Raw genomic sequence first — 5477 nt, forward strand, 5'->3', positions numbered from 1 at the left:
ATTTTGCGTTCTACGCGTTGGGCTCAAGATGAATTTTAATTTTTAAACATAAGAAAAGGCCGTCTGAAAATCTGTTTTCAGACGGCCTTTTTATAGACGGCTATTTCTCGTTTTTGCGATACCATTCGATGAAGGCATCGGGTTTGACAAAGCCTAATAAGGCTTCGCTATGACTGCCGTCGGCGCGGACAACAAACACGCCCGGAGGACCGAAGAGGCCGTATTCTTTCAGTAAGGCCTGATGGTCGGGAGTGTTGGCAGTTACGTCGATTTGGAAGAAGCGCTGCATATCGACCGCTTCGTGTACCTGCGGTTGGTTGAGCGTGTAGGCGGCCATTTCTTTGCAGGATACGCACCAGTCGGCGTAGAAATCAATCAGCACGGGCTTGCTTGGATCGGCTTTCAAGGCGGCATCCATAGCGGCTTTGAGTTCGCTGACATCGGTAAACATCTTGCCGTGGTCGGTTTCTTGTCCGGCTTCGGATGGCGGAACCAGCGTTAAGAAGTGGTGGAGGGCGGTGGTTTGTTTATTGAGGCTTTGCCAGCCAAACCATGAGCCGCCAATCAGCAGTAAAAAGCCCAATACGGCGGCAACCGTTTTCAGACGGCCTTTTTGTTTGCCGGATTTCGCTAAAAGCATAAGGGCGGGAACAATCATCAGCAAGGTGTAGAGGCTGACTACTGCGAAATAAGGCAGATGCGGTGTAGCAAGGTATACGGCAACAGCCAGCAAGATGAAGCCGAATGCGTATTTGATGCCGTTCATCCAGTCGCCTGCTTTAGGCAGGATATGGCCGCCGAATGTACCGATGATGATGAGCGGCACGCCGGTGCCGAGTGCCAAGACATAAAGCGCAAGACCGCCCAATACGGCATCGCCGGTCTGGCCGATATAGCCCAAAGCAAATGCCAGCGGAGGCGCAACGCAAGGGCCGACAATCAGGGCGGACAAAATACCCATGATGAAGACGGAAATGATTTTGCCGCCGGAGAGTTTGTTGCTTTGGTTTTGGAAATAGGATTGGACGGAGTTGGGCAGTTGGATATTGAAGAGGCCGAACATGGACATAGCCAGTACCACCATCAGCGCGGCGGCGGCAAGTACGACCCAAGGCTGTTGCAGCCATACGGTCAACAGCGCACCGGTCAAACCGGCAATCACGCCGACCAAGGTATAGGTCAATGCCAAGCCTTGTACATATACCATAGACAAGGTAAACGCGCGGCCTTTGCCGGCTTTTTTATCGCCCACGACAATACTGGAAACAATCGGCAGGAGCGGATACATACAGGCGGTAAAGCTTAAGCCTAAACCTGCGACAAAAAACGCCAACAGGTTGGCGTTTAAAGTATCCCAAGAGAGCTTGAAGCGGCTGCTGTCGGGATTGTTTGTACTGGGTTGCGTTGGCATTTGGCCGTCTGAAGAGGCGGACGGTTGTAAAAAGCGGTCTTTGGCAGAAACCGGCTCATCGCTTTGCGGCTGATAAACCCCGTTGCCTTTTACGTCAAACTCGGTGTCCACAGGCGGATAACATACACCGGCTTCGGCACAGCCTTGATAAGTCAGCGTCAGTTTGTATTGCGGTGCGGCTTGTTTGTAAGGCAGGTCAACCTGTGCGGTATGGTGGTAAACCGTTTGTTTGCCGAAGAATTCGTCTTCTTTTTCTTCGCCTTTGCTGAATTTGGGTTCGCCTAGGATTTTGTCAGGATTGGTCGCTGCAACGATTTTGGACTGGTACATATAGTAGCCGTCGGCGATTTTGAACTGCACGCTGATGCCTTGGTCGGTTACATTGACTTGAGGTACAAAGGCTTGCTCTGGAGGCAGTAAATCATTGGCATCTACTGCGAATGCGAAGCTGCTCAAGCCTAAAAATGCAATGAGGAAATAAAGGAATTTTTTCATAGTATCTACGGAGTTGCCGTTGAGGAACCGTCATTATAAATGATGGAAAAAACAATCGGCTTAATTTATGTTAAATATTGCGAGAGAAATCTAATGCTTTTGAATTATATCGAAATAGAGTTGCCCATATATGACCGATAGTCTCATGTTATCGTTCAATCTATGCCAAAGGCCGTCTGAAATGTTCAGACGGCCTTTGTTTTTATTCTGCTCGGCTTTTAAGGATAAGCGATATAAGCGTAAGCGGAATGGTTGTGTATCGATTCGAAGTTTTCGCTTTCGACGACGAATGATTCGATGCGTTTGTCTGCAATTAACACCGTGGCCACATCACGAACCATGTCTTCGACAAACTTCGGATTTTCGTATGCTTTTTCCGTTACATACTTCTCGTCAGGGCGTTTGAGCAAACCGTAGAGCTGGCAGCTTGCCTGTGCTTCGACGTAATCGATGATTTCTTCAATGCCTACATCCGCGTTTGCAATAAGACTGACCGTCACATGCGAACGTTGGTTGTGCGCGCCGTATTGGGAAATTTCTTTGGAACACGGACACAAGGAAGTAACCGGAACCATCACTTTCAGGCTGTGGCTGTATGTACCGTTTTTGATTTCGCCGGTCAGGGTAACATCATAGTCGAGCAGCGATTGGATGCCGGAGACGGGCGCACTTTTCTTGCGGAAAAACGGGAAGGTAACGCTGATTTTGCCGGAATGGGAATCCAACAGGGCAACCATATCGGCGGTCAGCTTGTGCAGCGTATCGAAATCCAAAGCATCGGTTTGTTTTTCCATCAGGGCGACAAAGCGCGACATATGCGTGCCTTTTTGGTCGGCAGGCAGGAAAACCGTCATGGTCAGGCGGGCGACGGTGGATTGTTCGCCTTCTTTGCTTTTGAGGGAGATTGGAAAGCGCAGGTCTTTGATGCCGACCTGATTAATCGGCAGGTTGCGTAAATCGCGGCTGGATTGCACGTCTGCAATGGCGTTCATGCGTGGTATGTCCTTCATGATAGGATTGTTGAGATGCGTGTGGAGGGAGTCGGCTCGTGTCGGCCGATTTGCAAATGCGAGATTATATCACTTGCTTTATCCGCCTGCATTGATTGTTTCTATTTTTCAGATAGTGATAAAATCTTCAATTATTCACATCTATATAGGCAGAGACCCAATGAAATTCGCCACGAAAGCCATCCATTCCAGCTACGATTGCGACGAACACAACCGTGCGCTGATGCCGCCGATTTATCAAAACAGTATGTTCGCGTTGCACGAGATTGGCGAAAATGTGCCTTACCGCTACTCGCGCCTGAGCAACCCGACCCGACAGGTCTTGGAAGATACCGTTGCCGATTTGGAGCACGGTGTGGCCGGCTTTGCGTTTTCCAGCGGTATGGCGGGGATTGATGCCGTATGGCGTACTTTCCTGCGCCCGGGCGATACCATTGTCGCAGTCGCCGATATTTACGGCGGCGCTTATGATTTATTGGTCGATGTTTATCAAAAATGGGGTGTGAACGTTGTTTTTGCCGATTTGGGCAATCCGGATAATCTGGACGAGCTGCTTAAAGCGCACAATGTCAAACTGGTTTGGCTGGAAACGCCGTCCAATCCGCTTTTGCGCTTGGTGGACATCAAAGCGCTTGCCGCGAAAGCCAAAGCAGCCGGTGCGCTGGTCGGCATCGACAACACCTTTGCCACGCCGTATCTGCAACAGCCGTTGGATATGGGCTGTGATTTTGTGTTCCATTCCGCTACCAAATATTTGTGCGGCCATTCGGACGTACTGATGGGCGTAGTCGTTGCCAAAACCAAAGAGCTGGCGCAGCCTTTGCACGACATGATGGTGCATACCGGCGCGATTGCAGGTCCGATGGATTGTTGGCTGGTGTTGCGCGGTATTAAAACACTGGCTCTACGCATGAACGCCCATTGCCAAAACGCACTCGAAATCGCGCGCCGTTTGGAAGCCCATCCTGCCATTGAAAAAGTGTTCTATCCCGGCCTGCCGTCTCACGAACATTACGAACTCGCCCAAGCACAAATGCCCAAAGGCATCGGTGGCGTGGTTACGGTTTACCTCAAAAACGACACGCGTGAAGCGGCCAATAGTGTGATTAAAAACATGAAACTGGTCAAAATGGCTTCTAGCCTTGGCGGAGTGGAAAGTTTGGTCAACCATTGCTATTCCCAATCCCACAGCGGCGTGCCGCATGATGTGAAAATGGAAATGGGCATCAAAGTCGGCCTGCTGCGTTTCTCTGTCGGTATCGAAGATGTGGACGATATTTGGAACGATATTTCCAAAGCATTGGATACGACTTTGTAAATAAGGCTTAAAGGCCGTCTGAAGGTGGATAGTTTTTCAGACGGCCTTTAAATTATGGTGATTAAGATGAATATCCCTGAAAAATTTATTCGTCCATTCCCCTCTCCGGAAGAAGTTTTTTCTGAAGAGATAGAGCGACACGCGAAACATTTTTTACCCATTTGTTCGCTTAATCTTCAATTTATACGTCCTGATAGTGAAGAGTTTTGGATACATTTCGTCCAGCCTGCGGAAATTCATTCGGGTTGCGTAGGTGAGCATACATCGGCATTTCATGACCGCTATAATTTTGAGGACAGTATTTGTTTTGATGTCGATGAGAACGGTAAATATCGATTTAATGGCGATTGGCATTTTTTTATTTTGGAAAACAAGGAAATGCCGTCTGAAATTAAAACCAGAATAATGGAACAGGCGCAAAAGATTGCGGAAAAACAGGGTATGAGTTTTGATCAGGCAGCTTGGTATAAAACGCCGCATATTTATCGGCAGGATACGCAGGAAGAATTAGAAAACGTATATAGAATCAATCATCTTTGTTTTAATGCCATCAAAAATTTGTATCTGAAATATGGAAAATTCCTTCAGGGATATGTACCCATTGAGCTGGACAGTAAATATACTTTGGAAGAATTGGTTGCATTGAAGGAAGCTGCAGATTCACAATGTCAGGATGACGGGTTGGATAGAGATTTGATTGAGGATGCCGGCGGATTATCAGAGGGTATGTTGGAAGAAGGTTTTAACCATATTGATGGAATGTTCCAAGAAGAGTACGGTAATTTAGTGGATACACCCAAACGAGATGATGGAAAAGTTTTTTCTTATGTCGGCTATTTGAGCGGATATAAATTTCAGGAATATGGTTGCGATGAGTTGTACCTATTTTTTGATGCGGATAGTAAAAAAGCCGTTGTCCGTTTGGTGTACAGTTAGACGATAAAGAAGATTTCTAAAAAAGGATGAGTCATGAAAACCCTTATTTCAGCAATGATTGGTGCATTTGTATTGGTTGCTTGTTCTACGCCTGCCGATAAGCCTTTATCAAGTCAGCCACATATTTCTTCTAGCAAATCATCTGAATCAAAGCAAATGAAAATGCCTACTTTAGCCGCTAAATGGCGTGTTGTCGCTTTCAATAAATTCACTGAAAAAGAATTGGCAGATAAAAACGCCTATTTGGATTTCAGCAAAATGCCTAAGGCTTATGGCAATATGGGTTGCAACGGTATGATGTTTCAAG

The 5477-nt window shown here is 47.3% G+C and carries 4 protein-coding genes and 1 pseudogene; 3 read left to right on the forward strand and 2 right to left on the reverse strand.

The window, feature by feature from the left end; translation table 11 throughout:
* Positions 1 to 100 precede the first annotated feature (100 nt).
* Positions 101 to 1906, reverse strand: a complete 1806-nt coding sequence (gene dsbD, locus ACTHUE_RS10265) for a protein-disulfide reductase DsbD (RefSeq protein WP_070695637.1) — start codon at positions 1904 to 1906, stop codon at positions 101 to 103.
* A 218-nt stretch (positions 1907 to 2124) separates the two neighbouring features.
* Positions 2125 to 2898 (reverse strand): GTP cyclohydrolase FolE2, encoded by a 774-nt coding sequence (gene folE2, locus ACTHUE_RS10270; protein ID WP_004519889.1) that lies wholly within the window; start codon positions 2896 to 2898, stop codon positions 2125 to 2127.
* A 178-nt stretch (positions 2899 to 3076) separates the two neighbouring features.
* On the opposite strand from folE2, the gene ACTHUE_RS10275 reads away from it, so the two are divergent.
* From ACTHUE_RS10275 to ACTHUE_RS10285, 3 genes and pseudogenes are all read left to right on the forward strand, one after another.
* Entirely contained in the window at positions 3077 to 4234 is a 1158-nt protein-coding gene (locus ACTHUE_RS10275; protein WP_039862178.1) for a trans-sulfuration enzyme family protein, read from the forward strand.
* Between the two features lie 66 nt (positions 4235 to 4300).
* On the forward strand, positions 4301 to 5170 hold the full coding sequence (locus ACTHUE_RS10280) for a hypothetical protein (protein WP_141744538.1): 870 nt from the start codon (positions 4301 to 4303) through the stop codon (positions 5168 to 5170).
* A gap of 33 nt (positions 5171 to 5203) precedes the next feature.
* Positions 5204 to 5477, forward strand: a pseudogene (locus ACTHUE_RS10285) (META domain-containing protein); the annotation flags it as partial.

Source organism: Neisseria sp. P0021.S005 (assembly GCF_051956955.1).

Coding starts and splice junctions, on each gene's coding strand:
- dsbD (WP_070695637.1), bottom strand. CDS start 1,906: ATGAAAAAATTCCTTTATTTCCTCATTGCATTTTTAGGCTTGAGCAGC.
- folE2 (WP_004519889.1), bottom strand. CDS start 2,898: ATGAACGCCATTGCAGACGTGCAATCCAGCCGCGATTTACGCAACCTG.
- ACTHUE_RS10275 (WP_039862178.1), top strand. CDS start 3,077: ATGAAATTCGCCACGAAAGCCATCCATTCCAGCTACGATTGCGACGAA.
- ACTHUE_RS10280 (WP_141744538.1), top strand. CDS start 4,301: ATGAATATCCCTGAAAAATTTATTCGTCCATTCCCCTCTCCGGAAGAA.